The organism is Sorangium sp. So ce362, from assembly GCF_051519845.1.
Classification (GTDB): Bacteria; Myxococcota_A; Polyangia; order Polyangiales; family Polyangiaceae; genus Sorangium.
In genome coordinates this window covers 952,398-977,632 of sequence record NZ_CP150332.1, presented here as the reverse complement: position 1 = coordinate 977,632, position 25,235 = coordinate 952,398, and the positions used below count along the sequence as shown (strand labels likewise).

Below are 25,235 nucleotides of genomic sequence, written 5' to 3'. Positions count from 1 at the left end.
GAAGTACCCGCGACGGCGCGCGCTCAACATAGCGCGACGGCGCGCCGCGACGAGCGCGCGCGCCCTCACTCGTTGAACCCGAGCTGCTCCCGGGCCTCGGCCAGGCCGTCGCTCACGGCGAAGACGATGAGGTCGCGCGCCTCCGCGTTGCGTCCGATCCAGGTGACGCGTTCCTTGCCCGCAGCGGGCGGCGCGTTCGTGTGGCCGCCCGACCAGGCGATGCCCGTGAGGGCCATGTTGAGGTCGCCGACCGCGAGGAACGCAGCCCGGTTCCCCCAGCCGTTGATCGCCGTGCTGAGCGTCGACGCCCGGTTGCCGATCGAGCCGATGACGTCGGCGGCGAGCACGCTGAGCTTCGGATCCACGCCGCCCGTCATCACCCGATCGATGCGGCCCTGGTACTCGCGAAGACGACCTGCGTCGGCGCCCTGCGGCGCCCACGAGGGGGTGAACGCCTTCAGGTAGGCCGCGAGCAGCGGCCAGAGGTCGATCGGCGCCGTCCGCGAGAAGGCCGAGCCGTTGGTCTGGAGGATCTTGACGGCGCGGTGGATGAGGAAGAGCCGGACGTCCTCGCGCGGCGAGGCGACCAGGGACTGCCCGAGGACGATCTTCGGCGGGCTCGAGGAGGCCGGGACGCAGACGGCGCCGAGCGCGCCCGTCACGTAGACCTGCAGGTTGGGGAGGCCGTACGCCGCCCCGATGCCGCGGGCCAGGTCGGTGATGTCGGCGTGCTGCGGCGGCAGCGGCGTCGCGCGGATCGAGTCGAGATCGAACGGCACCGCGGCGTCGAGCAGCGGGCCCGTCTTGAGCAGGAGCTCGCGGAACGCCGCGGTCATGAGGTCCGGGGCGAGGTGGACGTCGAGGCGGGCCGCGCCGGCGGCGTTGCCGGCGCCGCCCATCGCCGCCTCGCGGCCGTCGAGCGCGGCGACCGTGGCGCGCGCGATCCTCGAGGCGCCGGCGCGGCCGCGGAGCTCCGCGACCGTCGCGACCGTCGCGAACAGGTACGGCTCGAAGCGGCCGGTGGTGAGCGCGCGGCGGGCGTCGGCGAGGGCGCGATCGAGCAGGACGTTGGCCGCAGAGACCTGCTCGGTGCGCTGGTAGTAGCCCGCCAGCGCGCCGAGCGCGAAGTCGTCCTTGGGCCACGTCTTGCGGGCCGTGAGCAGCGTGGCCTCGGCCTTCTTCAGGTCCCCCATCGACTCGTAGATCTCGGCGAGCTCCGCGGTGCGGCGGCACTTCTGCTCGGGCACCTCCGCGGCGTTGATGAGGAGGTTCTGCTGCTCCAGCGCATGGACGCCGTCGCCTTCGCGCTTGTAGAGCGCGACGAGGCGCTCGCGCGCGCTCACGTCGCCCGGCGCGCGCTTCAGGATCTCCTGGTAGGCGAGCTCGGCGCGCTCCGCGTTCGGGAGGTGCTCGTCGTAGAGCTCGCCGAGGCGGAGGTAGATCGCGACCTGCTTCGCGGGATCCGGCACGAGGCGCGCGAGGCGAATCCAGGCCTGCTCGGCGCCGGCCCAGTCGCCCTCGCCTGCGCAGACGTCCGCGAACGCGGACAGGGCCTCGACGTGGTCGGGGTTCGCGTCGAGCGCGGCGGCGAGCGCCCGCTTCGCGGCCGCGGCGTCGCCGACGTCGGCCAGCGCCCGGCCGCGGAGGACCTCCATCTCGACCCGCTCCGCCGGATCCGTCACCGCGTCGAGGCGGCGCTCGAGGAGGGCGGCCAGCTCGGCGCGCGCGCCCTCGGCGATGTAGATCGCCTTGAGCCGCGAGAAGACGTCGGCGTACGAGGGGTCGACCGTGGCGACCGCCTCGAGGACGTCGCGGGCCCGCGCGGCGTTCTGGACCTTGTCCTGCCAGAGCACCGCGGCGGCATAGAGCGAGTGCGCGCGCCCCTCGGAGCCGACGCTGGCGCCCGCCGCGGACTCGAGCGCCGCCGCGGCGGCGGCCGCCTCGCCGCCGCGCTCGAGCGCATCGGCGAGGTCGAGGTGCGCGACGAGGTAGTGCGGGACGAGCGTGATCGCGTGCCGGAAGAAGGCGACGGCGTCCTCTATCGAGCCGGCGAGGAGGGCGTCCTTGGCGGCGCGCACCGAGAGGGCAGCGGCCTCGGACGGGCGATCGGTGCGCTCGATGAGCTGGCGATCCGCCTCGATCGCGAGGGCGTGCTCGGCCTTCGCGCGGGCGTGGGCGGCCATCTGGCGCAGCGACCAGATGCCCCGGGGCTCGTTCCTGTACGCGATCTGGACCGGCTCGAACGTCTCCTCCCACGGGAACACGCGCAGGCGCAGGCGCGCCGACAGGAGCGCGTGCGCGATCGCCTCGGGGCCGTCGAGGACGCGCGCGATCTCGAGGGCGATCGGCTCGAGCTCCTCGTCGCGCCCCTCGCCGATGAGGAAGGAGGCGACGCGGCGGAGCGTGGGCAGGTGGTGCGGCGTCTCCTCCAGGACGGAGCGGCGCCAGAGCAGGGCGCTGCCGGCGTCGCTGCGCCCGAGCTCGTCGAGCTCCGCGAGGCGCTCGTAGATCTCGAGGCGCTCGGTCGCGTCCTCCGCCTCGCGGGCGCGCGGGATCAGGGCGTCGACGAGCTCGCCGGCGCCGTGGCCGGCGACGGCGGCGCGGTAGAGGGCGATCGGCGCGAGCGCCTCGTCGCCCGCGGCGATGGCCTGGCTGGCGCACGCGGCGACCTGCGCGAGATCGCCGGCGCGCTCGTACTCGAGGGCGGCCTCGAGCGCGAGGCGCGCGGCCTCGATGCCCGTCGCAGCGCGGTCGTCGCCGCGGGCGTCGGCGTCGCCCGAGGCGCGGCCGTCGTCGCCCGGGTGGAGGGCGCGCATCAGCTCGGTGGCGCGCTCGGCGCGCCAGGCGGCGCGGTCGGCCGGAGGCTCCGGCGCGAGCCGCTCGAAGAGCTCGCGCAGGCCGATGTCCTGCGGGCGCGAGCGGTGCGCCGTCTCGAGGAGCGACGCGGCCGACGCGGGATCGGCCTCGGCGACGAGGAGCGCCTCGCGGACGAGGTCGTGGGCCCGCTCCAGCGGGTCGGTCGCGCTCTCGCGGCGGGTCCTGAGCCACTCGAGGAGGCCGTCGCGATCCACGCGGGCGCGCGCGCTGCGCTCGCCGAGGTGGAGCGCGACGGGGAGCTTCGGATCGATCTGCGCGGCGCGGGAGAGCAGGCGCTCGCCGTCGTCGTTGTCGCCGCCGTCGAGCAGGCGGATCGCCGCCTCGGTGACGAGCACCGCGGCGCGCGGCCCCTCCTCGAGCGTGAGCGCGTGCTCCGCGAGGATGCGGGCCGCGCCGACGCCGCTCTCCTGCGCGGCGCGGGCGCGCGCGGCGCCCTCGTGCTGCGGATCCGCGGCGCGGGCGCGATCGAGGTCGCTCATGGCCGCCCGCTGATCCCCCGCGACCTCCGCGATCACGGCGGCGGCGAGCGCGCTGTCGCGCTCGGACGCGACCTCGCGGAGCGCCGCGACGGCCCTGGCGACGCGGGCGCCGCGATCGCCGTCGAGATCGAGCTCGAGCGAGAGGGCCCGGAAGAGCGGGCTCTCGGGCGCGCTGTCGCCGTAGGTGGCCACCGCGCGGGAGAAGGCGTCGCTCGCGTCGATGCCGCCCTCGGCCGGGACAGCCTCGCGGGAGAGCGCGCGGCCGAGGACCGCGGCGGCGCGGGCGCCGGGGCCGCCGAGGGCGCGCACGCCCCGCGGCGCGGGCGCCCCGTCCGCCGCCGCGCTGTCGCCGCCGGCGTCGCTGAGGGCGGCGCTCGTTGCGGCGCAGAGCGGCGCGAACTCCGGATCGTCGGCGAGGGCGGTGAGCCACGGCTCGATCTCGCCCGCGGAGCCGCCGGCGAGCGCCGAGAGGACGATGCGATCGGCCGGCGAGAACGCGTCGCCGTCGTCGAGCGTGGCCTCGCGCGCGGCCGCGGCGTCGCCGAGCTCGATCGCCTGCGCCGCGAGGGCGCGGCGCGCCTGGCCGCCGTGCGAGCCGGAGGCGACGGTGCGGAGCGCGCCGAGCGCCGCCGGGCGGGTCTCCTTGCGCGCGGCGCTCAGGGCGGCGGTGAGCCACGCGACCCCGGGCGCGAGCGAGGTGCTGCGCAGGGGCTCGAGGCTCGCAAGGCCCTCGGCCAGGTCGCCGGCGCGGAGCAGGGCGCGGGCGCGGAGCAGCGCCTCGTACGGCGTGGCCGGCGCGGCGCGGCCGCGGCGCGAGGCGCCGCGGTGCGCGGCGACCTGCGCGCACGCCGCGGCGAGCGGCGCGAGCTCGGGCGCGTCGGGGAGGCGGAGCTTCGCGATCGTGGCGGAGGCCGCCGCGTCGGTGTCGGGCGCGGCGAGCGCGTCGCAGAAGCGCTGGACGTGCGCGCGCGGATCGGCCGGGTGCATCCGGGCCGCGAGCTCCAGGCGCTTGTGCGCGCCCTCGGGGTCCGCGAGCGAGATGCGCGAGAGCTCGGCGCCGAGCGCCAGGTTGTGGCAGCGCGCGGCGGGCGTCCCGAGGATGCGGGTCTCGCTCTCCAGCGCATCGAGCGCGGCGGGCAGATCCCCCTCGCGCATCAGGAGCCCGCGGAGCTGCCGGTGCGCGAAGATGAGGCCCGGAGAGAGCTCGCGCGCCTCGGCCGCGACGGCGCCGGCGGTGGCGTCCTCTCCGGCCATCACGAAGAGCTCGGCGACGGGGAGCAGCGCGCGCGCCCGGGCCGCCGGGTCCTCGATGAGCTCCGCCTCGGCGCGGAGCCAGGCAGCGCGCGCCGCCCAGACGTCGCGCTGCTGCGACTGGACGAGGATCGCGCTCGCGTCCTGCTCGCCGTCGAACACGGACGCGGGCGGCGGGATCGACGGCAGCGGCGGGAGGCTCTCGGGCGCGCTGACAGGCGCGGACGAGCGCGGCGGAGCGAACGTCCGGCCGACCTCCGGCCTCCGGCTCGCGACGCGCGTCTGGGCGAGATCGTCCTCCATGTCGGCCGACCCGTCGAGCAGGCTGGACTCGTCCACGAGCTCGCCGGGATCGCTCTCGATCGTGGGCTGATCCCAGTGGCTCGGGGGGGCGGACGGCACGCCGGCGTACGGTCGGGTCGTGGGCCCGGGCTCGTCGAGGGCGTTCGTCTCCTCGTCGTCGAAGCCCGTCGTGTCGGCGTCGTCGAAGCCCGGCGCCTTCGCGAGCCGGCTGCTGTTGACGACGCTGGGCGGCGCGAACTCGAACGGGGAGTCGCCGCCGTCGGGGATGGGCGTCGCGCGGTCGCCCGGCTCGGCGGTGTCCTCGTCCTGCACCTCGTCCGGGCGCCTGGTCTGCGGCGGCAGCGGGGGCGGGGCGGCGGCCGGCGGCGGGCGCAGCACCGGAGACCTCGCGGACGCGGCCCGCGCCGGGATCTTCGGCGTCCGATCGCTGTGCGCGAGCTCGGCGCCGAGCGAGGCCTTCGCGTCGCCCGGCCTGCCCGAGCGGGGCGTGGCCGCGGGGCGGGGCAGCGACGGGGGCCGCGGCGGTGGCGGCACGGGGGGCGTCGCCCGACGCGGCCCGGTCAGCGCGGGCGCCGAGGTCACGACCCCGTCGTCGGGGTCGTCGGCGCGCGGGTCCTCGAAGAGCATGTCGAGCAGCGCGTCGCTCTCTCCGGCGCTCTGCGCCGGCCTCGCGGGCACGGGCACCGGCTCGCGCGAGAACAGCTGCTTCAGGCCGCCCTCTCCGGCGCGCTCCCCCTCCTCGGCGCGGATCGACTGGATGAGCTCGTCGGGGATCTTGGCGAGGAGCGTGGCCTCCTCGACGTCGTCGTCCGAGACCGCCGCGCCGTACATCGCCGGCGGCGGGACCGTGATCTTCTCCTGCGACGGGGTGCCCTCGTCGCCGCCGCCAGAGGAGCTCTTGGATTGCGGATTCTTGCTGCTCACCGGACCCCCATCCCGAGCTTCTTCCGAAGCTCGAGGTAGCTCTGCGAAAGGACGAACGCGACCAGCTGGCGCGCCCGCTCGCTCTCGGCGACGACACCGCCGAGCTGCTCGCGCGGGGTACTGAGGATGTCCGAGAGGACCAACGAGACGTCGCCGGCGGCGACGACGGCCATGCGGTCGATGCTCCTGCGCGCGGCCTGCGCCCAGTGGTGCGGGTCCTGCTGGCTCGAGACGATGCGCTGGCACACGTCGGCGATGGCCTTCCGGGTGGCGCGCGACATCTCCTTGTGGATGGCGCGCGAGACCTCGCCGAAGACGGCGTAGGGCGGCTGCGGCACCGCGAAGCCCGCCTCGATGCACGCCGCCGCGACGAGCGAGGCGACGGTGTTGTCGTCCCGGGTCCGGAGCGACGTGATGCCCCGGCGCAGGGCGAACGCCTCGCGCGCGATCGCCGAGCGGGAGGCGGCGTCGAGCGGCGTCGTGATCTCGGGGCCGAGCACGAGCGCCGGCAGCTGGCCGTAGACGCCCGTGGCGCCGTGCGGGCTGGGGCCGCCGACGTAGAGCTCGAAGTCCGTCTCGAAGCTGAGCGCGCCCATCCACTCGGCGACCGCGACGCGCAGCGGGTGGCCGCCGCGCGAGTCGATGCGGTCCTTCTTGCCGACGCCGAGCGACACGAGCGAGGGGCCGAGCGTCACGGAGAGGGTCTCGGCCATCTTCGCGAAGAGCTCGCCGACCGGCCCGCTGTCGAGCGGATCGGCGATCTCGGCCATGGCCTTGGCGTCGAGGGCGATCTGCGGCCGCGCGGGGACGCGGGCGTCGATCTTCCTGAGCTCCGCGGAGATGCCGTCGTCGCTCCGGCCGAGCGCGACGAGCGCGCCGAGCGTGGCCTGCCGGAGCGCCGCGTCCTGCCCGGCGCCGGCGATCTTCGCGAGGAGCGCGACGCGGTCCGCGTCGATCGGGTCCGACGCGAGCGCCTGGATCAGCGTCGCCTTGGCGCGGCCGAGCACGCGGGTGCGGAACGCCGGGTCGTAGTCCGTCGTGAGGACGAGATCGATCGCCTCCCCGTCGTCCGGGGCCTCGTCGAGGAGCTTCGCCGCCGCCCGCTCGGCGCGGCGAGGCGCGCCGAGCTGGTCCCGGTAGATGGCCATCGCGAGCCGCGCCGCCTCGATCCGCCCCGCGGGGGTGTCGCGCTCGACCATGAGCTCCTCGAGCAGGCGCGTGGCCTCGTCCCAGGAGCCGACGCGCGCGGCGACCCGGACGAGGCGCTCGCGGACGGGGAGCGTCGACAGCCCGGCCCGGTGCAGGCTGACCAGCACCTCGAGCGCCTTGTCGTGCTCGCCCAGCTTCTCGTACGCGTCGACCGCGGTGATCCCCGACATGAGGCGCTGCTCCCCGGGCGCCTTCGCGACGCGCGAGAGCTCGCCGTAGAAGGCCGCCGCCTGGCCGAGGTCGCCCTGCGCCTTCGAGATGTCGGCCGAGAGCGCCAGCGCGCCGATGTGGTCCGGCTCGAGCAGCGTCACGTTCTCGAGCGCGGCGAGCGCATCGTCGAGCTTGCCCTTCTTGCGGAGCACGCGCGCGCGCTCCCAGAACAGCTTGCAGATCTCGAGGTCGTTGTCGGCCACGCCGAGCCGCCGCTCGATGATGTCGAGCAGCCGATCGTCCTCGTTGCGCGCGCGCACCCGGCGGAACAGCCGGTCGAAGGCGACGCCGCGCCGCGGGTTGCGCGAGAAGGCGCGGTCGAAGGCGATCTCCGCGTCCTCGTGGGCCTCGGTGTGCTGGAGGAGCAGGAGCCCCGCGCTCTCCCAGAACCCCGCGCCGCGCGCGTCGTCCTTGCAGAGCGCCCCGAGCTGCGCCGAGGCGAGCGCCGTCGAGACCGGGTCGCGCAGCGCCTCGGACGTCGCGCGGACGCCCTCCCAGGCGGCGACGTCGTCGGGCCTCCGCTCGACGACCGTGCGGAACGCGGCGAGCGCCCGCTCGTGATCGCCGGCCGCGAAGTCCGACCAGCCCGCGAGGCCGAGCGCGATGAGCTGCGCGTCCTCGCCGAGCGCGTCGCCGAGCCCGTGCAGCGCCGCGGCGCGGCGCCGCGGATCGCAGCCGGGGAGCGCGAGCTCCAGGTTGGCGAGCTGCGCAGGCGCGTGCTCGCCCGTCAGGAACGGGCGCGGGAGGTTCGGCTGGTCGAGCGCGCCGACGATCGCGGCCGAGGCCTCCATCGCCGCGCGGGCCTCGCCGTCCATGTGGCGCGCGAGCGCGCTCCGGGCGGCGACCTCGGCGTCGCGGTCCTCGGCGCCGAGCGCCGCGCCGAGCCACTCGAGCTCGGCGTGCGGGCTCGGGTCGGCCGCGGCCCACGCCTCGGCGCGCGCCGCGGTGCGCGCGCGGTCGTGATCCAGGGTGCGCGCGAGGCGGAAGCGCTCGGCGTGGGCGATGGACGCGGCGCCGTCGCCCCGCTCCTCGACGTAGTCGAGCGCGCGCTCGACGGCGCTCCGCTGCTCGAGCGCCGGCTGCCAGAGGAGCCGCCCGAGCGCGGCGGCCAGGGCGAGATCGTCGCTCGCCTGCGACTCCAGCGCCTCGAGCGTCGCGAGCGCCTCGTCGGCGTCGCCTCCCTCGGCCGCGCCGATCTCGAGGCCGAACCGCGACAGCGCGAGCGCCGCCGGGTCCTCGCCCGCCTCGCCCGCCACATCGAGGGCGCGGCGCCGGCTGTCGAGGTCGCTGGCCTCGTGGCCGCGGAGCGCCCAGGTGAGGGCCGTCGCCCCCGCCCGCGGCGCCTTGCCGCGCGCCGCCTCGAGCTCCTCGACGGCGCGCCCGCGCTCGCCGGCGCGCCAGAGCAGGATGGCCGCCTCGATGTGCAGCGCCGCCGAGAGATCGGCGTCGTCGATCGCCGCGGCGCAGGTCGAGAGCGTGGCGGCCGCGGAGGTGGGGCTCCCGGCGCGCCGCTCCAGCTCGGCCAGGAACACCGCGATGACCTCGTCGTCCGCGGATTGCTCGAAGAGCGCGCGGAGCCGGCTCCGCGCGCGATCGAGCTCGCCGCTGCGCGCGCTGCGCAGGGCCGCGACGAGCCACAGCCCGCGCGCGGTCTCCGGGCCCTCGACCTCCGCGAGCGCCTCGATCACCATCGGCGAGCGCCGCGGGCCGGGGGCGCCGGGCTCGTCGCCGCGCTCGCGCCGGCTGCGAACGAGATCGACCGCGAAGGCGCCGAGCGCCCTCCCGAGCCACGCGTTCGGCGCGGGGCCGTCGTCGTCGGCGCCAGCGGCGGCGAGCTCGGCGAAGGCCCCCTCGGCGCCGCCCGCGTCGCCACGGAGCAGACGGCTCCTGCCGATCTCGAACCAGAGGCTCGCCTTCTCGGCCGGGTCGACGCCGGTCGAGAGCAGCCGCTTCGTCGACTCCTCGTACCAGGCCGCGTCGCCGCGGAGCGCCGCGAACGACCGCCCGAAGCGCGCGAGCACGCCCGGATGCACGCCGGCCATGCCGGCCTGCGACAGGGCCGCCTTCGCCGCGCCGACGTCGTCCGTCCGCACCGCCCAGACGTAGGCCGCGAGGAGCAGCGCGCGTCCCCTCGCCTCGTCGCTGCCGTACGACGCCGCCGTTGTCTCGAGCGAGGCCGCGAACGCGGACGGGTCCTGGCCGTCGCCGAGCAGATCGATCTCGAGCGCGCGCGCCGGGATGCACTGCGGGTCGGTCGTGAGCGCGCTCCGGAGCGCCGCGAGCGCCGCGTCGCGGTCGCTCGCCAGCGCCGCCGCCTCGGCGATGCGGAGCCACAGCGCCGCGGCGCCGGGCCCGCTCGCGCCGCGCGCGATCTCCTGCTTGGCCAGGCCGGCGGCGGCCTCGGCCTCGCCGGCGGCCTCGAGGGCGGTGATGCGCGCCCGCCCGAGCAGCGCCGACTGGGGCAGCCGCTCCGCGGCCCGCTCCAGGAGCGACGCGAAGCCGCCCGTCCCCGCGCGCTGCGTCAGCTCGGCGGCGCGGAGCCACGCGTCGGCCGCGTACTCCGGCTTGCGCATGTACCGCGGGACGCCGTTGGCCTCGCCGCTCGCCTCGTCGTCGAGCGCGTCGGCGATGAGCTCGGCCTGCCCCTCGAGGGCGCGCGCGAGCGCGCCGAGGTCCTCCTCGCGCCGCGCGATGGCCTCGAGCGCGAGCTGCGACCGGAAGCGCGCCCGCCCCTCCAGCGCGGCGGCCGCGTCGAGCAGCTCGTAGGCGCGCTCCACGTTCTCGGTCGCCGCCGCGAGGTCGGCGAGCTCGATGAAGAGCAGCCCCTTCCACGTCGCGTCGGTCGCGAGCTCGGCGCGGGCCTCGATCGCGCGCATGCGGCCGGCGATGTCCCCTTCCTTGGCCGCGATGAGCTCGAGCTCGAGCCACGGGGTCGCGTCCTCCGGGTTGCTGAGCGCCGCCTCCTCGAGCGCCTCCTTGGCCGCCGAGAGGTTCTGCTCGTGGTCCTGGAGGTACGCCGCGCGCTCCCAGAACGCGCGCGCTCGCTCCTCGGGCGTGGCGGCGGCGCGCGTGAGCGCGTCGAGCAGCTTGCCGAGGTTCTTGATCGACTTGCGCCGGGTGAGGATGCGGACCAGCGCCTCGAGCGGCTCGCGGAACTGGGGATCGGCGTTGAACGCGGCGAGGTAGTCGCGCGCGGCCGTGGGCTCCTCGCCGAGCGCCTCCTCGAGCGCGCCGAGCTCGTGCAGCAGCAGCGCCTGGAGCTGTCGCTCCGGTTGGTCGCCTTGCTCCGCGCGAAGCCGCGCGATCAGGGCCGTCATGCTCTCCACCTGCCCTTCGGGTGCCTGAACCGTCATCTCGCTAGCGACGCCTCCGAAGGGGGTCTCATCTCTGCGCAACGCATGACGATGGCGGAGAGTAGCGAACCGAGCGTCGCGGAGTAAAGCGCGCCGGGCAGGGGGCGGGCCCGATCAGCGCCGCGCGCGTGGAGGCGCGCAGCCCTGGAAAGCGCGGAGCTGCGGCGCTACCGCGCGCAGGTCTGCGCGGCGCTTCCTTGAATCCGGCCGCCGCGGCTAGGCCTTGGAGAGCACGGCCTCGAGCTTCTCGTTGACCTTCGACTCGATCGTGCCCTTCATCGCCTTCAGCAGGAACGGGAGATCGATCTCCACCTGGACGGCGGACGCCTCGACGCGCACGAGGCCCTTCGTCCCCTTCGCTGCGCCGCCCGGGGCCTCGAACCGGATGAGATCGCCTTCCCACCGCCAGCGGATACCGAGCTTGTCCTCCATGCCCCGCGCGAGCTCCTCCGCGCGCTGCCTGGCATCCTCCTTGGTGAGCGCGTGCTGCCGGCGGATGTCGATCGTCGCCATACGGTATCTCCACTCGTTCGCGCGCGCGGCGACGCGCCGCGCGGTAGGCCATCCTTACTCGATCCGGCGCGCGATCCAAAAGCCGCGCGGCGTGTCGACCGGGCCGCTCACGCCCCCCTTGGGGAGGCTGAAGAGCTCATACTCCGGCGCGGGCTCGAGCACGCCGCGCGGGATGTAGCCGAGATCGTCGGTCGATCCCTTGTCCCCCTTGCCGATGGCGGCCTTGAAGTCCGTCTTGGCGACCTCGGCGAGCTCCCTGGCGAGCGCGAGCGCGGCGTCCTTGGAGCGCGCGTTCGGCGTCGCGCCCTGCGCTCCACGGTACTGGATGAGCACCACGCCGAAGCGCACCTTCTTCGGCGCCTCGGCCGGCAGCCCGGGCGGCGCCTCGCCCGAGAGGAGCGTGATGCCCGCGTCGGATCGCGCCGCTTGCTCCGGGCCGCTCTCCTGGAGGAGGCCGGCACCGCCGGCGTCGCTCCCCGCGTCGCCGTCGTCCGCCGCCGTCGCCGCAGGCGAGCCGGCGTCGGCGTCGGCGTCGGCGTCGGCGCCCGCATCGGCGGGCGCGCTGGCCGCGCCGCTCCCCTTCGGGCCGCCGTTCACGATGACGAACGCCAGCGCGCCCGCAAAGAAGAGCGTGTAGATGACCGCCGTCGAGCGCTGCATGGGCGGCAGCGCGTTAGCACAAGTGGAGGACGCTTGGCGAGGCCGTGATGGCGGCGCGCTCCGCCGGCCGGACGTCTCGAACCCGCGCCCGCCGCGCGTCGCTCGGTCGCCGGCCGCGTTTGTTCCGGCTTCACTCCGGCGCTGCTCCGGCTCCACGCCGGAGACAAGCACGCGACATGCCCGGGGAACTCGCCAATTTGAGGACGGCCCGTAGAAGAGGCGATCCAAGGACCACAAGCCCTGCTAGTAAGGAGAGCGGATGTCGGTGCATCCCGGCCTTTTGCAGGTCGAACGAGCGTGGAGGCGCCTGCGGAGGCGCTCGCAGCGCCGGCATCGGGTCGGGGAGCATGATCAAGGTCGAGTGCGACGGATGCAAATCGCCGTACCAGGTCGACGAGAAGCGCGTTCCCCCTGCGGGGCTCAGGATGCGCTGTCCGAAGTGCGGTACGAGCCTGCTGGTGACCAAGGGGGGCGCGGGTGCAGCACCTGCGCCGACGCCCGCGCCCACGCCTGCGCCGCGGGCTGTGGGAGGCTTACAGCTCTCGGAGCGGAGCGCGCCGGCGATGCACGACGACGCCGATCTGCCCGTGGCGGCCTCGGAGGACGTCGCGTTCCCCGCGGTCGCGCCTCCTCGTCGTCCGGGACCGGCGCCCGTTGCGACGCCGCCGCGCCGCGCGGCGCCCACGGCCCCCGCAGCGCCCGCGCCGCCCCCTGAGCCGTCGGGCCCCGAGGTCTTCGGCGAGATCGGCCTGCCCGACGTCCCCGATCGCCCGGCCCCGTCCGATCGGCGCAACGCCAAGACCGTGCCGCAGCGGCGCGGCTTCGGCGAGATCGATCTCATGGTCGAGCTCCCGAGCCCGACGGACGCCGAGGTGCAGGGGCTCGATCCCGACGACCTGCCGGTCGTCTACGGCAATATGCCCGCCGCGCCGGCCCCGTTTCCGGCGCGCTCGCGCGCGGAGTCCCGCACCGCTCCGGCGACGCCCACCGCGTTCGCCGAGTCCGACCTGCCGGCGCCGTCCGATCCGCATCCTCCCAGCAGCCGGCGCACCCTCGGGTTCGGCATACGGGACTCGCGGCCGAGCGCCTCCTCGGGGTTCGGCGCGCGCGATTCCGGGGCCGCCTCGCAGCCGCTCAGCCGCGGGCGCACCCGCGGGATGGGGGACGTCGCTCCGCCCCGCGTGGCCCCGGAATACGACTTCGGAGACCTGGACGACGACGCGCCCCCGGCTCCGCCGGCGCGTTCCAGCAGCGGGTCCATGTCGTTCGGCTTCGGCGAGCTCGAGCTGCCGCTCGAGGGCGACGGTGACGCCGAGCTGCCCTCACCCTCGGGCGACCTGCCCATCATCGCCAGCGATCTGCCGAACTCGGTCCCGGGCGTGATCGGCATGCCCGCCCCGTTCTCGAACGCGGGCCTGCCCGCGCCGGTCTCCGCACCGCTCCCCTCGCCGGTGCGCGCCGGGCTCCCAGCCGCGGCGTCCGCCGGCTACCCTGCCGCGGCGTCCGCCGGCTTTCCCACGAAGGCCACCGGCACCGCCCTTCCCACGAAGGCCACCGGCACCGCCCTTCCCACGAAGGCCACCGGCACCGGCTTGCCCGCCGGACCGGGCACCATCGTCGGCGCCGAGCTGTTCGACGAGGCCCCGCCGGACTACGACGACTCGCGCGTCGGCGCCGCGTTCCAGGCGCCCGGGCCGCGCCCGATCCCGCACGCGGCGCCCGAGCCCCCGAGCAGCGGCGCGATGCCGCCGGCCGACCTCGGCGGCGCGATGCCGCCGGCCGACTTCGGCGGCGCGATGCCGCCGGCCGACTTCGGCGATGAGATCGCGCTCGGCGAGAGCGTGACGCACCTCGCCGCCAGCGCCGCGCCCACCGTGTACGATCCGTCCGACCGCTCCGCGAACTTCACGCAGACGCTGGCGGACGACGACGATCGGGGCATCGAGCTCAGCGAGCCGAACCCCAGCGTCGGCGACGAGGTCGATCTCACCGGCGCGGGCACCGAGATCGGCGACCTGAGCGCCGGGCCGGAGGCGCAGGTCGAGAAGCCCGCGCCTGCCCAGGAAGCCCCGGCGCAGAAGTCGAAGATCAAGCGCTACGTCGTCGCGGTGCTCGCCGTCGCCGCCGTCGGCGGCGGCGCGCTCGCGCTCGTTCCGGACGTCGGCGCCTTCGGCGTGAACCTCATCAGCGACCGGCTCAACGTCTTCGCGTACGAGGCCGCGCTCGCCGATCTCCGGCAGCGGACCCAGACGGCCCTCGCCCTGGACACCGCCTCGGCCGCGAGCGGCGCGCTGAACGACGCGAAGGCCACACGCACGAGCGCGCCCCGCCACCGGCCGACGATGGCTTACGCCGCGTACGTCGCCTTCGCGCGCAGCATCCGCTTCGGGCACCGGACCATCGACGACGCCTTCGGGAAGGAGATGGTCACGCTCGCGAGCTCCCATCCGGGCGACCTGCTCACCCTGGCCGTCGCGGCGCAGGACGCGACCACGGGCCAGCTCCCGCGCGCGCGCCAGGCCGCGCAGGCGCTCGGCGCCCAGCTCAAGGACGACATCGACGTCGCCGTCCTCGCCGCCGAGATCGAGCTCCTCGCCAAGGACGCTCCCAAGGCGATCGCGGCCTGGCAGCGCGCGACCGAGCTCCAGAAGAGCGCGCGCACGCTGTTCGGCCTGGCCCGGGCGCAGCGGCTCGCCGGCGACGCGCCCGGCGCCGAGGCGAGCGCCAGGAGCGCGCTCGAGGCCTCGCCGGACCACGTCGGGGCCCGCACCCTGATCGCGTCGCTCCTCTGGCAGACGCCGGGCCGCGAGCAGGAGGCGCTCGACCTGCTCGGCAAGGTCACCGGCGACGGTCCGGTCCGCGCCGCCGCGAGCGACCCCGAGATCGTCGAGTCGTACACGCTGCTCGGCACCATCCACCTCACGAAGTCCCGCATGAGCGCGGCCGAGCAGGCCTTCGCCGCCGCGGCGAAGATCGATCCGCAAGCGGTGCGCGCGCTGATCGGCAACGGCGAGGTCCTCTACCGGTCCGGCCGCTACTCCGAGGCGCAGGCGCGCTTCGAGGCCGCGGCCCGCGCCGACGCGCAGAACCTCGCCGCGCACATCGGCAAGGCGAAGACCTGGCTCGCGCAGGAGCGCATGAAGGAGGCGAAGGACCTCCTGAAGGGGCTGCAGAAGACCCACGCGGCGGATCCGCAGGTCGCCTACTGGATCGGGCGCACCGAGCTCGCGCTCGGCAACAAGAAGGAAGCGGAGCAGGCGTACCTCGACGCGGTGAAGTCGAGCGAGAACCGCCCGGAGGTCGTCGACGCCTACGTGGCGCTGTCCTCGCTGCTGTCGAGCCTGGGCCGCAACGAGGCGGCGGCGGCGAAGCTGTCGGAGGCGACGGCGAAGTTCCCGGAGCTGCCGGCCCTCCACAAGGCCAAGGCCGAGGTCGCGCTCCAGACCGGGAAGTACGAGGAGGCCCGGCTGGAGCTCGAGCTCGCGCTCGCCAAGGAGGAGGACCTCGGCAGCGAGTTCAAGCTGGGGGAGGCTTACCGCCGCCTGCGCCGCTTCGAGGACGCGGCGCGGGTCTTCGACAAGGTCATGGCGGCGGACAAGGACTACCCCGGCCTGGCGCTGGAGCGAGGGCTCCTGTTCGAGGAGACCGGGCAGAGCGAGCGCGCGCTGGAGATGTACGCCGACGCGCTCCGCAAGGCGCCGAACGACGTCGATCTGAAGCTGCGCGTCGGCTCGACCCAGGTGATGGCGGGGCACGCGAGCCAGGCCGAGCCCATCCTGCGCGAGGTGCTCAAGGACAAGGCGAACTCCGCCGAGGCGAACCACTTCCTCGGCCGCGCGCTCCTGGCGCGCGGCACGAACATAGCCGAGGCGCTGCGCTTCCTGGAGCGCGCCTCGGAGATCGACCCGAACCGCGCCGAGTACCACCTTTACGTCGGCTGGGGCGCCAACGAGACGGGCCAGACCGCGCGCGCCGAGATGGCGCTGAGGCGGGCGCTGGAGCTCGACGCGGAGCTCGGCGACGCGTACTGGCAGCGCGGCGTCCTGCTGCAGAAGCAGGGGGCGAGCCGCGACGCGCTGGCGGATCTGCAGATCGCGCTCGAGAAGCGGCCGTCCCGCTACGAGGCGTACGCCACGATGGCGCTCTGCTACCAGGATCAGGGCAACTGGCCGGCAGCGGAGGAGGCCTGGCGCAAGGCGATCGCGTCCAACGACAAGGTCCCCGACTGGCACTACCGCCTCGGCAAGATCTACGCGTCGCGCGGCAACCGGGCCGGGGCCGCGACCGAGATGGCGCAGGCGGTCGCCCTGGGCGAGTCGCCGGAGCGCTCGGCCCCGCCGTGGCTGTTCGACGCGCACTTCCTCCTGGCCGAGGCGCTCCGCGCGACGAACAACCGCGAGAAGGCCATCCGCCACTACCAGCGCTTCCTGGAGACGGCGCCGACCGACAACGCCTACCGGCGCGACGCGCAGCAGGCGCTGGCGAGCCTGGGGGCGGGCAAGGAGCGCTGAGCGCCGAGCGCCGGGCGAGCGGTCGTCGCTCAGTCGTCGCTCAGTCGTCGCTCAGTCGTCGCTCAGCTATCCTGATAGATGACCTCCTCCATCACGGTCCGCGCGGCGGTGCGCGCGGACATGCCCGAGGTGGCGCGCTTCGCGGCGCAGCTCGTCCGCCTCCACCATGCCCTGGATCCTCACCGCTTCCTGTGCCTGGAGCCGATCGAGCCTGGCTACGAGCGATGGCTCACCAGCGAGCTCGGAAGCCCTGACGCCGCGATCGTCGTCGCCGAGCGAGGCGGCGCCGAGCCGGTGCTGGCCGGCTACGCCTACGGCCGCCGGGAGCCGCGCGACTGGAACAGCCTCCTCGACGCCTGCGGCGTGGTCCACGACCTCTATGTCGCCGAACCCGTGCGCCGGCTCGGCGCGGGCGCCATCCTGCTGGAGGCCATGCTCGCACGGCTCCGCGCCCTGGGTGCGCCACGCGTCGTGCTCCACACCGCGACGCAGAACACCGCTGCGCAGCGCCTGTTCGAGCGGTTCGGCTTCCGTCGCACGATGATCGAGATGACGCTCGATCCCTGATCGCTGCCAGCGCGCACCGAGGTGGCTTACTCCCGCCTTGGCCCCGCGAGCTCCGCGCCCGTCTGCGCCCACACCATCGTGTCGCGCGGCTCGCCCGCGGGCGTCAGGGCATCGGCCTCGAGCGTCGTCACGTGTCGATATCCGAGCCGTCGAGGCACGGCGGCGCTCGCCGTGTTCCGCGGGTCGCAACGGATCTCGACGCGGCTCACCCCGAGCTCCTCGAGCGCGACCCGGGTCAAGCGCGCCACGGCCTCGCTCGCGTAACCGCGGCGCGTCGCCGTCTCCCGGAGCCAGTACCCGATCTCGATCGCGTCCGGACCGATCCGCGGGTGCAGCCCCGTCCCCCCGAGCACCTCGCGCTCATCGCGCGTGAAGATGCCGTAATGGAAGTCGCGTCCTGCCGCGAAATCGTCCCGGAACCTCTCCAGGAGCACAGTGGTGGCGTCCATGGATGAAGGCTCGTGTACGGCCCACGGCATCCAGGGCCGCAGGTGCTCGAGGCTTACGTCGATCGCCTCCCTGATCAAAGGAGCATCCTCGGGCCGCCACGCTCGCAGCGCCAGCCGAGCGGTCAGGATACGAGACGGCGGGCGCTCACCCGCCATCGCGCCGCTCCGCGCCTGCCGCGATCGTGCACCTGACGACGAAGACGCTGCCCCGTCGAGCGCCGCGGACCGCGCGAGGGCCATGTCCCGAGCCGCAGAGCGCTCCAGCATGGAGACGAACCGTCGTCATACAGCGAAGCTTACAATGAAGACCTCCCTGGTACATCCCCGCATCTCCGGCCCAGTCCCCTCCCCGACAGCGCCATCCCCGCCGCAGACCCGTTACAGCGCCGCCGACCAGGAACGCCAAACGCCAACGCCCTCCCGGAGCGGCTTGACATTTCCGCTATAACGGACTAACATCCGTCGCGAAAGAGTAAGGCGGAAAACAGCAGCTCTCCCTCCCGGTGCGTTGAGAGGGGCTCGGTGTCCATGCCTGCGCGTGGATGACCCGCTCGAGCAGGGGCGCCACCCCATGGAGCGGCGCCGACTGCGCCTCTTTCTGTCGCATACGCGACAAACAAGACACGAGGAGGAAGGATGAAGATCTGAACATGCGCCCTCCCGAGAGGCGCGACGCCTCCCGGGCGTTTGACGTCGTTCGACCCTCCCATCGGCAGCGCCCCATCCCAGCGCTCGACGCTCCAGCGGAGCACCGGTCGAGCAAGCTGGCCCCGAGCACCTCGAACGTGCGCCGCGACAGGCGGTCCAGCGAGCCCGCACGGCATCACAGGACGCCGGTCGACTCGGTCACCGCCGCACGCCGGATGCATTGCTGCCGCAGCAACACATCACCAGCAATCCCTGCTCCTGTCGCAGCAAGTCCATGTCCAGCATGATGGATTGCGATCCGTTCCTGCGACAGCGCTCTGGCACGCTACCTGCTTTATCGATAGTTCGTCAGATGACAGCTCGTGAGATGACGCGAACGCAACCGACGATCGTGGCCGACGCGCGCACCGAGCGTGGAGCCGCGCGACGCACCTGGAGGGGTATCCGATGGGTCCGGATCCTCGTCCTCCTGTTCCTGCTCTTCGCGTGGCAGGCCGTGGCGTCGCTCGGCCTCGTGTCGCCGCGCGTGCTCGCGTCGCCGACCGCCGTGGCGCACACAGGGCTCACGCTCCTCGCCAGCGGGGAGCTGCCGAGTCACCTCTGGGTGTCGCTCGGCAGGGTCAGCCGGGGGCTCGCCATCGGCGTGGGCGCCGGCGTGACGCTGGCGCTCGTCGCGGGGCTGTTCCGGCTCGGTGAGGACGTGCTCGACGCTCCCATCCAGATGCTCAGGACCCTCCCCGTCCTGGCGCTCGTGCCGCTCTTCATCCTCTGGTTCGGCATCGGCGAGACGCCGAAGATCGCGCTGGTCTCGCTCGGCACGTTCTTCCCCGTCTACCTGAACACGTACGCGGGCATCCGCAGCGTCGACAACAGGCTCGTCGAGGCCGCGACCACGCTCGGGCTCGGCCGCCTCGGCCTCGTCGCGCATGTGGTGCTCCCCGGCGCGCTCCCCAACGTCCTCATCGGGCTGCGCCACTCCATGGGGATCGCCTGGCTCGTGCTGGTCATCAGCGAGCAGATCAACGCGACGGCCGGCATTGGCTACCTCATGACGAACGCACGCGAGTTCTTGCGGACCGACATCATCGTTCTCGGTCTCGTGATCTACGCCCTGCTCGGGCTCAGCACCGATCTGTTCGTCCGGTGGCTCGAGCGCAATGTCCTCGGCTGGCGCGCGGCGTTCGCCGGCCGGTGAGAGGGGTGACGCCCGTGAGCACAGCGTGGAGGCCGATGTGATGAGCACGATTCCTGGTCCCGCCGTGCGGCTCCGCGACGTCCGGCGGGCGTTCGGTGCCCGCCCGGTGCTCGGCGGCGTCGACCTCACCGTCCGCTCCGGCGAGTTCGTCGCGCTGCTCGGCGCGAGCGGCTCCGGAAAGAGCACGCTGCTGCGGGTGCTCGCGGGGCTCGACGTGCACGCGAGCGGCGACGTCCTGGTCCCGGAGAGGCGCGCCGTCGTCTTCCAGGAGCCGCGGCTCTTCCCGTGGAAGAGGGTATGGCGGAACGTCGCGCTGGGGCTCCCCAGCCCGCCGGACGAGGCGAGGCGGCGCGCGCTCCTCGCGCTCGCGGAGGTGGGGCTCTCGGATCACGCGAACGCCTGGCCGCTCACGCTCTCGGGCGGAGAAGCCCAGCGCGCGGCGCTGGCCCGCTCGCTCGTGCGCGAACCGGAGGTCCTGCTCCTCGACGAGCCGTTCGGCGCGCTCGACGCGCTCACTCGGATCCGCATGCACGGCTTGCTGGCCGAGCTCTGCGCCCGGCACCGCCCCGCCGTGCTGCTCGTCACGCACGACGTCGACGAGGCGCTCCTCCTGGCCGATCGCGCGCTGGTCCTCGCCGGGCCGTCGCCCGAGGCCGGGAGCGTGATCACCGCGGACGTCGCCATCGATCTTCCGGCGCCGCGGCGGCGCAGCGACCGCCGGTTCGCGGCGCTGCGCGGCGGGCTCCTGGCCCACCTCGGCGTCGAGGGCGACGAGCCGGACGACGCTCCGGTCATCGGGTCGGCCCCTTGCGCCGCCCTCCGCGCCGCCTGTCGCGCCGAAGGAGCGGCCTCACCCACCCTCGCTCCCGCCGAAAGGCGAACCCTGCCGGCTGTCGTCTCCTGAAGGGGAAAGACCATGTCCATCGCCGCTCTCCTCGATGCGCTCGCCCCGCTCCGCAACGCCGCGGCAGCGCTGCTCGCCCTGTCCATCGCCGCCTGCTCGAAGACCGGGGACTCGCCCGGGGCCGGCGAGCGGCCCGCGGTCGACCTCGGGACGGTGATGCTCCGGATCGGCGAGCAGACGGGCATCGTGAAGAGCGGGCTGGAGGCTGCGGGCCAGCTCGACGGGATCCCGTACAAGATCGAGTGGGCGACGTTCACCGCCGGCCCTCCGCTGCTCGAGGCCATCAACGCCGACGCGGTGGACATCGGCGCCGTCGGGGATACGCCCCCGATCTTCGCGCAGGCCGCCGGGGCCCCGATCCGGATCGTCGCGGTCACCCGGAACCGCCCCGAATACAAGGCGATCCTGCTCCCCCAGGGGTCGAGCATCAAGGCCTTCCGCGAGCTCAAGGGCAAGAAGGTGGCGGTGGCCAAGGGCTCCTCCGCCCATTACCTCTTGCTGGCGGCGCTCCGCCGGGACGGCCTCGGCATGGCGGACATCGTGCCCGTGTACATGAATCCGAACGACGCCCAGCCGGCGTTCGCCAACGGAGACGTCGACGCCTGGGCGGTCTGGGAGCCCCATGTGGCCAACAACGTGCGCCAAGGGGCGGTGAAGCTCCTCGACGGCAACGGGCTCACCGACGCGCTCGCGTTCCAGGTGAGCAGCGAGAAGGCCCTCGCCGATCCGGGCAAGGCCGCCGCGATCGCGGACTACCTGGCCCGCTCGCACAGGACCCAGGAGTGGTCGAACGACCACAAGGACGTGTGGGCGCGCAAATTCGCCGAGGTCACCAAGCTGCCGCTCGAGGTCGCTCAGGACATGTTCGCGCACTACGAGCCGAGATACGTCCCGCTCGACGACGACATCGAGGAAGCGCAACAGAAGATGGCGGACACCTTCTTCCAGGAGGGCTTGTTGCCGCAGAAGATCGAGGTCTCGCGGGTGTTCGACGAGCGATTCAACGGTCGCGTCTCGCCCCGATGAGCGCGCCCATTGCGTGGACTGCAGGAGAGCTTTTCGCGTGGCGGACGCCACGAAGGAGAACAGGATGACGAAGCTGCGACTTTTCAGCGCGAAGGCGTGCCCCTTCGCCCACCGTACCCGGCTCGTGCTTCAGGAGAAGGCGATCGACGCCGAGCTGATCGAGGTCGATCTGCAGAACAAGCCGCGGGCGTTCGTCGACGCCTCGCTCTACGGCAAGGTCCCGGCGATCGAGCACGAGGGGCGCCGCATCTGGGAGTCGGCGATCATCGGCGAGTACCTCGAGGAGGTCTTCCCCGATCCGGCGCTCCTGCCGAGGGATCCGGGCAAGCGCGCCCTGGCGCGGATCTGGATAGACTACGCGAACACGCGCCTCGTGCCGGCGTTCACCCAGCTGCTCAGGGCCGAGACGCCGGAGCGCGAAGCGGAGGGGCGCAAGGCGCTCGGCGAGGTGCTCGCGTTCATCGAGCGAGAGGCGCTGGCGGGGTCGTCGGGCGGCGGGCCCTACTGGCTCGGCGCCGACGTCAGCCTCGTCGATCTCTCGTTCTATCCGTGGTTCGAGCGGCTGCCCGCGGTCGATCGCCTCCGCGGGTTCACCATCCCGGCAGGGCTCACGCGGCTCCGGGCGTGGATCGAGGCGGTGCAGGCGCGCGACGCGGTCCGCGCCACCTCGAATCCGGTCGATTTCTACGTGGAGCGTTACGCGAAGTTCGTGAAACCGGCGGCGGCGACGGCCGCCTGAGCGGGACCGAGGGACAGGAGACATCATGCTGAGACTCTGGGGTCACAAGAACTCTTCGAACGTGCAGAAGGTCCTCTGGGCGCTCGACGAGCTCAGGCTGGATTTCGAGCGCGTCGACGCCGGCGGGCCCTTCGGCCGCGTGAAGGACGCCGACTATCTCACCCTCAACCCCAACGGGCTGGTCCCGACGCTCGAGGACGGGTCCCTGACGCTCTGGGAGTCGCACGCGATCGTGCGGTATCTGTTCGCGCGCTACGGCTCGCCGCCGCTCCAGCCGGGCGATCTCGCGGAGAGGGCGCGCGCCGACGCCTGGACGGACTGGCAGTTCGGGACCCTGTGGCCCCCCGTCCGGACGCTCCTGGTCCAGCTCCTGCGCACGCCGGAGGAGCGCCGCGATCGGGGCGCGATCGACGGTGCGCGCAAGGCGGCCCTCGCCGCCCTGGGGATCCTCGACAGGCAGCTGTCACGGCACCCGTGGGTCGCAGGAGAGTACTTCACCATCGCCGATATCCCCCTCGGGGTGGCGGCGCAGCGGTGGTACAACCTGCCGATCGACCGGCCGGCGCTCCAGCACGTCGACGCGTGGTACGAACGCATCAAGCGCCGGCCGGGCTTCGAGCGCTGGGTGGACCTCCCGCTCACGTGAGGCGCGCGCCCCCCGCGGGCGCATGACGGCTCGCCGGCTTCGCCCTCTCGTCTCCGCCTCTCCTCTCGCGGAGCGGAGGACATGGCTCCCGACTCAACCCTTCCTGGGAGGCAGCGCATAGCGCTCCTCTTCAGCATAGTACTCAGGGAAGCCGACGATTTCCTGGAGCGTACCGAAGCTCGTCCGGGGGTCCGGGTGCCCGCCGGCGCGCAGGGCCGCGAGGGCCTCGCGCATGGCGGCGGCGGCGACCGAGAGGAGGGTGAGCGGATAGGCCGCGATCTTGTAGCCGATCGCCGCGAGCTCGGCCGGCGGCAGCACCGGAGTCCTGCCGTGATCCACCATGTTCGCCATGGCCGGCGCGCGCACTTCCCGGCAGAACGTGCGCATCTCCTCCACGCTCTCGGGCGCCTCCAGGAACACGATGTCGGCCCCGAGATCGGCGAACGCCCTGGCCCGGGCCAGCGCCTCGTCGAAGCCGTGCGTCTGCCGGGCGTCGGTGCGCGCCATGATGAGCACGCCGGCGCCCTCGTCGCGCGCGTCCACGGCGGCCTGGACGCGGGTGAACGCCTCGTCGCGGGGCACGACCTGCTTGCCGCGCGTGTGGCCGCAGCGCTTCGGAGCCACCTGGTCCTCGATCATGACGCACGCGAGCCCGGCCTGCGCATAGCCGCGCACCGTGCGCTTCACGTTCATCGCATTGCCGTAGCCCGTGTCGCCGTCGCCGAGCACCGGGATCGACACCGCAGCGCAGATCGCCCGCGCCTGGTCGACCATCTCGCCATACGAGATGAGCCCCGTGTCCGGAGCGCCGAGGCGCGCGGCCGAGACCGCGAAGCCGCTCATGAAGGTCAGCGAGAAGCCGGCCTGCTCGATCAGGCGCGCCGACAGCGCATCGAAGCAGCAAGGCATGACGAGGAGGCCGGGCGTCGCGAGGAGCTCGCGGAGCTTGTGAGCGGAGGACACGGCCGGGACGATACCTCGACCGGCGGCCCTCCGGGCAAGCGCGAAAGCCCGAGACGCGCCGCGCGGCGGGAGCGCTGGACGAGCGCTTGCCGCAGCCGGGGGCGCGAGGGGCTCTCTGTTGCCAGCCCCCCGCGGAGAGGGCGGCCAGACCGGCGCGGGCGCCCGAGCGCCGGCGGCCCGCGGGCGGGGCGGCGCGACCCTCCCCTCGCCAGAGCGCCTGATCCCGGCGCTCACATCCCTGTCGAGTACGCCTCCGCCTCGGGGTACTCCGGATCCGGTTCATGGCGCGCCTGCTTGGCGCCGGTGCGCCCGGTCGAGCGATGCCGCTCAGGGCGTCGTGGTGACGCTCGTGCGCTTACCGAGCTGGGTTGAGGCGTAGTAGAGGAGGTAGAGGCCAGCGAGCCCGACGAGCACGTAGACGATGCGGCTGATCGCGCTGAGCCTGCCGAAGATCGCGGCGACCAGGTCGAACTCGAACAGCCCAACAAGCCCCCAGTTGACGGCGCCGATCACGACGAGAACGATCGCAGCCCACGTTAGCCCTGAAATCCCACGGTTGACCTGTTCCATACCCCGGGAGAAGCACGAGCCGCGCCGCGCGCGACGTGCACCGCGCGCGCGCTGCGACGTGCTGCGCAATCCGCTGATATCGCCCGCTCGTCGTCGTCACGCTTCGCCGCTGTCGCGCTGACGCCATCAGCTTGCCGCCGAGGAGTCCGCCCGTCTGGTCCGGCGCGGGCGCGCGGGGACGATCGCGTCGCCGGAGAGAAGTCGAGATCATCGCGTCGGCTGCGCGCCCGTCAGACCGCGATCGTCACGGCGCGGACGCCGGTGCGAGGTCGAGCAGCGAGGGCAGGCTCTCTCCCGCGCCGCCGGTGAACACGAAATCGCAGAGGCTGGTGACCGCGCTGGGCTCGACGTTGATCTCGGCGATGAGGGCGCCGTGGCGCTTGGCGAGGGGGACGAAGCCTGCAGCCGGATAGACCACGGCCGAGGTGCCGACCACGAGCAGGAGATCGCAGCCGTCGACGCCGGCGGCCGCCGCGGCGAGATCGCTCTCCTCCAGGGCCTCGCCGAACCAGACGACGTGCGGGCGCTGCACGCCGCCGCAGCTGCAGTGAGGCAGCTCCGCGGCGGTGAAGCGGCGGGCGCGGGTCTCCGGATCGGGGGAGCCGCTGCCCGCGAAGGCGGGCGTGATGGGCACGTCGCGGTTCTCGGTCACGCCCCCGCACGAGAGACAGCGCACCTGCCAGAGCGAGCCGTGGAGCCGCACCAGGTCCCGCGAGCCCGCCTGCTCGTGCAGGCCGTCGACGTTCTGGGTGATCAGGGTGAAGACGCCGCCGGCCTCCTGAAAGCGCGCCTCCAGCCGCGCCAGCGCGTGGTGGCCCGGGTTCGGGGTGCAGCCGAGCGCGCGCTCGCGGCGGTGGTTGTAGAACTCCCACACGAGGCCCGGATCGCGCTGCCACGCCTCGGGCGAGGCGAGGCTCGTCGCCTGGTAGCGCCGCCACAGCCCGCCGGCGCCGCGGAACGTGGGGATGCCCGACTCCGCCGAGACGCCGGCGCCGGTCAGGACGGCGATCTTCCTGGCGCGGCGCAGGCTGGACTTGAAGCGCTCGCGGCTCGTTGCGCTCATCGCGGGACCTCCTGAGGAGAATCGAGCAGGGAGACGGGGAGACAGGAGAACGGTTGTCGCTGCCCCCTGCTTCCCGCGCTCCAGCGCAATCTAGCGCGCGGCGGCGCCTGCCGCACCCTCGGCGCCTGTCACACCGTCGCCGCGCCACCCGGTCCCGGGCACGGAGGACGCACGG

15 protein-coding genes are annotated in these 25,235 nt (G+C 74.0%); 7 read left to right on the top strand and 8 right to left on the bottom strand.

Annotated elements, in window-relative coordinates:
* Window positions 1–65: 65 nt before the first annotated feature.
* The 4 genes from WMF17_RS03880 to WMF17_RS03865 form a co-directional block, all read right to left on the bottom strand.
* Window positions 66–5,834, bottom strand: a complete 5,769-nt coding sequence (locus tag WMF17_RS03880; RefSeq protein WP_437600614.1) for a hypothetical protein — start codon at window positions 5,832–5,834, stop codon at window positions 66–68.
* Complete coding sequence (locus WMF17_RS03875; protein ID WP_437648168.1) at window positions 5,831–10,570, bottom strand: hypothetical protein; 4,740 nt, start codon at window positions 10,568–10,570, stop codon at window positions 5,831–5,833. Before WMF17_RS03875 ends, WMF17_RS03880 begins: the two co-directional genes overlap by 4 nt.
* Window positions 10,571–10,822: 252 nt before the next feature.
* Window positions 10,823–11,119 carry a polyhydroxyalkanoic acid system family protein gene (locus tag WMF17_RS03870; protein WP_437600612.1) on the bottom strand — a complete coding sequence of 99 codons (297 nt, stop codon included), beginning with the start codon at window positions 11,117–11,119 and terminating at the stop codon, window positions 10,823–10,825.
* A gap of 54 nt (window positions 11,120–11,173) precedes the next feature.
* Window positions 11,174–11,779 carry a peptidyl-prolyl cis-trans isomerase gene (locus tag WMF17_RS03865; RefSeq protein WP_437648166.1) on the bottom strand — a complete coding sequence of 202 codons (606 nt, stop codon included), beginning with the start codon at window positions 11,777–11,779 and terminating at the stop codon, window positions 11,174–11,176.
* Window positions 11,780–12,126: 347 nt separating this feature from the next.
* Here WMF17_RS03865 and WMF17_RS03860 point away from each other — a divergent pair, with 347 nt between their 5' ends.
* Together WMF17_RS03860 and WMF17_RS03855 are read left to right on the top strand one after the other, a co-directional pair.
* The gene (locus WMF17_RS03860) at window positions 12,127–16,290 is read left to right on the top strand and encodes a tetratricopeptide repeat protein (protein ID WP_437648164.1); all 4,164 of its coding nucleotides are present in this window, start codon (window positions 12,127–12,129) and stop codon (window positions 16,288–16,290) included.
* Between the two features lie 78 nt (window positions 16,291–16,368).
* Entirely contained in the window at window positions 16,369–16,857 is a 489-nt protein-coding gene (locus WMF17_RS03855) for an N-acetyltransferase family protein (RefSeq protein WP_437648162.1), read from the top strand.
* A gap of 26 nt (window positions 16,858–16,883) precedes the next feature.
* Here WMF17_RS03855 and WMF17_RS03850 read toward each other — a convergent pair whose 3' ends face one another.
* Window positions 16,884–17,462: a GNAT family N-acetyltransferase gene (locus WMF17_RS03850; RefSeq protein ID WP_437600608.1), complete on the bottom strand. Its 579-nt coding sequence runs from the start codon at window positions 17,460–17,462 to the stop codon at window positions 16,884–16,886.
* 859 nt (window positions 17,463–18,321) lie between these two features.
* Here WMF17_RS03850 and WMF17_RS03845 point away from each other — a divergent pair.
* The 5 genes from WMF17_RS03845 to WMF17_RS03825 all read left to right on the top strand — a co-directional run bounded on the left by WMF17_RS03845 (window position 18,322) and on the right by WMF17_RS03825 (window position 22,464).
* Window positions 18,322–19,149 (top strand): ABC transporter permease, encoded by an 828-nt coding sequence (locus WMF17_RS03845; protein WP_437600607.1) that lies wholly within the window; start codon window positions 18,322–18,324, stop codon window positions 19,147–19,149.
* Window positions 19,150–19,189: 40 nt separating this feature from the next.
* Entirely contained in the window at window positions 19,190–20,053 is an 864-nt protein-coding gene (locus WMF17_RS03840; RefSeq protein ID WP_437648160.1) for an ABC transporter ATP-binding protein, read from the top strand.
* 12 nt (window positions 20,054–20,065) lie between these two features.
* Window positions 20,066–21,079, top strand: coding sequence for an ABC transporter substrate-binding protein (locus WMF17_RS03835; protein ID WP_437600605.1), 1,014 nt, complete (start codon window positions 20,066–20,068; stop codon window positions 21,077–21,079).
* A gap of 64 nt (window positions 21,080–21,143) precedes the next feature.
* On the top strand, window positions 21,144–21,818 hold the full coding sequence (locus tag WMF17_RS03830; RefSeq protein WP_437648158.1) for a glutathione S-transferase family protein: 675 nt from the start codon (window positions 21,144–21,146) through the stop codon (window positions 21,816–21,818).
* 25 nt (window positions 21,819–21,843) lie between these two features.
* Window positions 21,844–22,464, top strand: coding sequence for a glutathione S-transferase family protein (locus WMF17_RS03825; RefSeq protein ID WP_437600603.1), 621 nt, complete (start codon window positions 21,844–21,846; stop codon window positions 22,462–22,464).
* 93 nt (window positions 22,465–22,557) lie between these two features.
* Here WMF17_RS03825 and WMF17_RS03820 read toward each other — a convergent pair whose 3' ends face one another.
* The 3 genes from WMF17_RS03820 to WMF17_RS03810 all read right to left on the bottom strand — a co-directional run bounded on the left by WMF17_RS03820 (window position 22,558) and on the right by WMF17_RS03810 (window position 25,060).
* The gene (locus WMF17_RS03820; protein WP_437600602.1) at window positions 22,558–23,427 is read right to left on the bottom strand and encodes an isocitrate lyase/PEP mutase family protein; all 870 of its coding nucleotides are present in this window, start codon (window positions 23,425–23,427) and stop codon (window positions 22,558–22,560) included.
* Between the two features lie 327 nt (window positions 23,428–23,754).
* Window positions 23,755–23,997, bottom strand: coding sequence for a DUF378 domain-containing protein (locus WMF17_RS03815; RefSeq protein ID WP_437600601.1), 243 nt, complete (start codon window positions 23,995–23,997; stop codon window positions 23,755–23,757).
* A gap of 244 nt (window positions 23,998–24,241) precedes the next feature.
* Window positions 24,242–25,060 carry an SIR2 family NAD-dependent protein deacylase gene (locus WMF17_RS03810; protein WP_437600600.1) on the bottom strand — a complete coding sequence of 273 codons (819 nt, stop codon included), beginning with the start codon at window positions 25,058–25,060 and terminating at the stop codon, window positions 24,242–24,244.
* Window positions 25,061–25,235: the final 175 nt, after the last annotated feature.